The following is a 4,686-nucleotide window of genomic DNA, read 5'->3' on the forward strand; positions in this document are numbered from 1 at the left end:
GGTGGGGCGAGGAGTTCGTCGGCGAGGCGGTCGCGCACGAGGTGCGCGATCTGCGCGGCGCCGGGGACGGTGTCGTCGGCCGCGCGGGCCGTGGAGTGGCGCCGGGCCAGGGCGGTGAGCAGCCAGGGCAGCCGGGACTCGCTCTCCAGCGGGTCGGGGCAGGCGCTGAGCTCGGTGTGGGCCAGGCGCAGGGCCGCGGCCAGTTCGGGGTCGTCGAGGACGGGGTCGCGGAAGTGCGGCAGGCCGGTGCCGAGGACGCCGTCGGCGAGCAGGGACGGCAGCGCGTACAGGGCCCGGTAGGCGTAGCCGTCGGTGCTGTTGGCGGGGCCGCCGGTGTGCATCTCGCCCGGGGCCAGGACGACGATGGCGCCCGGCCCGTTGTGGATGTGGCCGCCGCGGTAGTCGATGATCTCGGAGCCCCCGACGCAGACGCCGACGGTGAACTCCTCGTGCGCGTGCGGGGCGTAGACGTGCTTGTCGAAGGAGGCGGTCAGCAGGTCCAGGGGCGGCCCGCCGCGGCCCAGCCGCGTCCGTGTCCACAGCGCTTCCTCGGCCACCCGGCACCCCCTTAATTCCGTACTGCGGCACCCCCATGGCTGCCCGTACCCGCCCCTGGCGATCCCTCGGCCGCCCTGCGGATGGTGCAACGTCCGCGAGGGGCGGATCCATGCCGGTCCGGGAGCACGGTTTCCAGGAGCGCGGTTTCCAGGAGCGCGGTTTCCAGGAGCGCGGTTTCGGAGCGGACGCCGGGGTGCGGCTTCGGGGCGCCCGGCGCCGGGCGCGGCGGTGCGGCGGTGCGGCGCGGCCGGTGTCAGCCGTCCCGGAGGCCTGCGACCGCCCGCTCCAGCGCGTCGAAGGCGGCGTCCACCCGGGCCCGGTGGTCGTCGGTGATGTCGGCCGCGCGCTCGCCCGCGAGCAGTCGGGTCGCGGAGGTGAGGTAGACCGTCCGGTAGGCGGCGACGGTCAGGGCCGCGACGAGACGGGGGTCGTCCAGGTCCGGGGCGGTCTCCGCCAGCACCGCCGCCAGCGCCTCCTCCACCTCCTCGACGCCCTCCCGGGCCCGGGCGCGCAGCGCGGGCGAGTCCACGACGATCCGCCAGAAGCCGGGAAAGCGGTCGTCGACGGCGGACAGCGGGTGGTGCCGGTCGAGGAGGGTCAGCACCAGGCGGCGCAGCGCGGCAAGGGGGCTCTCGTCGGGGCCGCGGCGCCGTACGGCCTCGGTGAACAGCTCGACGGCCTCGGGGATGCGGTCGAGGAAGAGGTCCTCCTTGCGCGGGAAGTGGTTGAAGACGGTCATGGCGGAGACGTCGGCGGCGCGGGCGATCTCGGCGACGGTCACCTGGTCGAAGCCGCGCTCCACGAAGAGCCCGGTGGCGAGGTCCGAGATCCGCTGCCGGGTGGCCCGCTTCTTGCGCTCGCGCAGGGAGGACGGCGCGGTCTCGTTCCGCGCGCTCTCTTCTTTCCGGTCTGCCGGGTCGTTCGCCACAAGAAGAGTGTAGCGAATACAAAGTTTTAGTGACTACAGTGAAGAGGTGAGCGAGGCACGGACACTCTTACGCGGCCGGGAGGCGGACATGAGCGATTACGACGTGGTGGTGGCCGGGGCGGGCCCCACCGGGCTGATGCTGGGCTGCGAGCTGGCGCTCGGCGGAGCGCGGGTGCTGATCGTCGAACGGCTGACGGAGGTCGACGAGACGATCAAGGCGGGCGCGATCAACATCCCCACCTCCGTGGCGCTGGACCGACGGGGTCTGCTGCCCGCCCTGACCGAGGTGCAGGAGCGGGCGATGAGCGGCTTCCGGGAGTTCATGCGGCAGCGCGGCGGCGAGAACGCCTCGCCGCCGCCGAGGTTCGCCGGGCACTTCGCCGGGATCATGCTGCGCGGCGACCTGGTCGACGACTCCGACCCGGCCTTCGCGGACCTCGGGCCGGCCGGTGACGTCGGCCTCGTCCCGCAGGCGGCCCTGGAACGACTGCTCGCCGGGCACGCGGACGGCCTGGGGGTCGAGGTGCGCCGGGGCGTCGGGCTGACCGGTTTCGACACCGACGACGACGGGGTGACGGTGCGTCTGGCGCCCACCGACGGAACGGCGCCCGGGACGGTCCGGGCGGGCTGGCTGGTCGGCTGCGACGGCGGCCGCAGCACCGTGCGCAAGCTCGCCGGGTTCGACTTCCCCGGCACCGCCCCGGAGATCACCGGTCATCAGGCCATGGTCACGATGACCGGCGCCGAGGGGCTCGGCACCGGCTGGCACACCACGGCCACCGGTACGTACGCCCATGGCCCGATGCCCGGCCGCGTCCTCGCCGTCCGCTTCGACGGGCCGCCCGTGGACCGCGACGCGCCCGTCACCGCCGAGGAGCTCCAGGACAGCGTTCGCCATGTGTCCGGCGTCGACGTCACGGTGACCGAGGTGCGCACGGCGACCCGCTTCACCGACAACTGCCGTCAGGCGAGCAGCTATCGCGCGGGCCGGGTGCTGCTCGCGGGCGACGCGGCGCATGTGCACTCGCCGTTCGGCGGGCAGGGGCTGAACCTCGGCGTCGGGGACGCGATGAACCTCGGCTGGAAGCTCGCCGCGGTGGTGCGCGGGTGGGCCCCGGCGGACCTGCTGGACTCCTACACCGCCGAACGGCATCCGATCGGCGCCTGGGTGCTCGACTGGACACGGGCCCAGATCGCGCTGATGCGCCCCGAGTCGCACGCGCGCGCCCTGCACGCGGTGGTCACCGACCTCGCGGGGACGGTCGACGGCACCACCCACCTGGTCAAGAAGATCTCCGGCGTCTGGCAGCGCTACGACCTGCCCGGCGGTCATCCGCTGGTCGGGCACAGCGCCCCCGACCTGGAACTCGCCGACGGCGGCCGGCTCGCGGACCGGCTGCACGGCGGGCGGGGTCTGCTCCTCGACCTCGCCGACGACCCCAAGCTGCGGGCGCGCGCCGACGGCCACGGCGACCGGGTCGACGTCGTCACCGCCGGCTGCGCGGCCCGGCCGGACCTCGCGGGGCTGCTGGTGCGTCCGGACGGGTACGTCGCCTGGGCGGCGGACGGCGGCACGGCCGACGGGGACGGCCTCGCCGACGCGCTCACCAGGTGGTTCGGCGAGCCCTCCGCCGTCTCCTGACCGCCCTCCGCCTCCCGACCGGGGCACGCCGCGACGCGAGAGCGGGCGCGGCGACGGTCGTCAGGGGACGGCGGCCGTCACGAGGCTGCGGCCGTCAGGAAGCTGCGGCCGTCAGGAGGCTGCGGCCGTCAGGCCGGGGTGAAGCGTACGTGCGGGGCGAGCGGGTCGGCGTGGGTGAGGCGGACCCGCAGCCGCTCCCCCAGCGGCAGGGGCTGGCCCCGCTCGTCCTCGATCCGCCCGACCACCGCCGGGTCCGCCAGCCGGACGGTTCCCACGGTCGGCCGGTGCTCCTCGACGTCCACCACGCAACCGTCGAAGAGGTCCCCGACCCGGTCGGCGAGCACCATCGCCTCGACGATGTCCACAGAGCCGCGTTCCACCGCGGCCGCGCGTCGACTGCCGTCCCGCATCCGCGCGGGCAGCGTGTCCAGGGCGGCGAGCACCCACTCGGGCGGGGCCTGGCCCGCACCGGCCGCGAGACAGAGCTCGGAGGCGTACCGGTCGGCGAGCCGGCGCAGCGGGGCCGTGCAGTGGGCGTAGGGCACGGCGACGGCCGCGTGGGTGGCGGCGGCGGGCAGGTCGCCGTCCCGGAACACCGTGTAGCCGGCGCCGCGCAGCAGGGTCGTGCACTCCTGGAGGAAGGCCGCGTGCCGCGGCAGGTGCGGGTCGAGGGAGCGGATGAGCGCCGCGTACGAGACATGGTGCGGCCACTCGATGTGCAGAGCGTGCGCGGTACGGCGCAGCCTGCCCACGGCGCCGTCCGGCGCGGCGGGCAGGGTGCGCAGCACGCCGGTGCCGTACATCAGCATCAGTTCGGCCGCCGTCATGCCGGTGAGCAGTGAGATCTGGGCGTTCCAGCTCTCGGCGGGGAGCGGGACGCGGTAGGTCGGCCGGTAGGTGTGGTCGTGCCGGACGATCTCCTGCTCGGGCACGTCGAGCGAGATCCCGCCGCGTTCGACCTCCAGCCGTGCGCGCAGCCTTCCGACGGTCTCCAGCAGCGCGAGGGGCTCCTCGGCGGTGCCCGCGTCGAGCTGCCGCTGCACGCCCGCGTAGTCGAGTGCGGCCCGGCTGCGCACGAGGGCCCGGCGCACGTCGGCGACGAGCTTGCGGCCGTCCGCGTCGAGGTCGATCGTCCACAGCACGGCCGGGCGCGCCCGGCCCGGGAGCAGGCTCGCGGCGCCCTCGCCGAGCGACGGCGGGTGCAGCGGGACCCGTTCGTCCGGGAAGTACAGCGTGGTCACCCGCCGCTGGGCCTCCGCGTCCACCGCTCCGCCCGGTACGACGAAACCGGCGACGTCGGCGATGGCGTACCGGACGCGGTAGCCGGTGGCCGTCCGGGACAGGTGCAGTGCCTGGTCGAGGTCGGCGGAGCCGGGCGGGTCGATGGTGAGGAAGGGGACGTCGGTGGCGTCGATGCCGGGCGGCGCGGGGGCCGCCCCCGCGCGGTCCGCCTCGGCCAGGACCGCGGGCGGGAAGCCCTCGGGTGTGCCGAGCCTGGCGCGCAGCGCGGTGAGGGCGGTCCGCAGCGGGGCTTCGGGGGCGCCGGGCACGCGGAGGG

The 4,686-nt window shown here is 75.4% G+C and carries 4 protein-coding genes; 1 reads left to right on the forward strand and 3 read right to left on the reverse strand.

What is annotated here, in order from left to right; translation table 11 throughout:
* Both FNH09_RS44660 and FNH09_RS44665 read right to left on the reverse strand, forming a co-directional pair.
* On the reverse strand, nucleotides 1–557 hold a 557-nt coding region (locus FNH09_RS44660), incomplete at its 3' end, for an AraC family ligand binding domain-containing protein (RefSeq protein WP_162470051.1).
* Nucleotides 558–811: 254 nt separating this feature from the next.
* Nucleotides 812–1,486: a TetR/AcrR family transcriptional regulator gene (locus FNH09_RS44665; protein ID WP_338017872.1), complete on the reverse strand. Its 675-nt coding sequence runs from the start codon at nucleotides 1,484–1,486 to the stop codon at nucleotides 812–814.
* An 88-nt stretch (nucleotides 1,487–1,574) separates the two neighbouring features.
* Between FNH09_RS44665 and FNH09_RS44670 the strand changes: the two genes are divergently transcribed.
* A complete protein-coding gene (locus FNH09_RS44670; RefSeq protein ID WP_152895593.1) occupies nucleotides 1,575–3,128 on the forward strand; it encodes an FAD-dependent monooxygenase in 1,554 nt (517 codons plus the stop codon).
* A 128-nt stretch (nucleotides 3,129–3,256) separates the two neighbouring features.
* On the opposite strand, the gene FNH09_RS44675 is transcribed toward FNH09_RS44670, so the two are convergent.
* A partial coding sequence (locus FNH09_RS44675) for an RNB domain-containing ribonuclease (RefSeq protein ID WP_238427472.1) occupies nucleotides 3,257–4,686 on the reverse strand: 1,430 nt, incomplete at its 5' end.

The sequence above is a fragment of the Streptomyces adustus genome, from assembly GCF_009377175.1.
In the GTDB taxonomy this organism is placed as follows: Bacteria; Actinomycetota; Actinomycetes; order Streptomycetales; family Streptomycetaceae; genus Streptomyces; species Streptomyces adustus.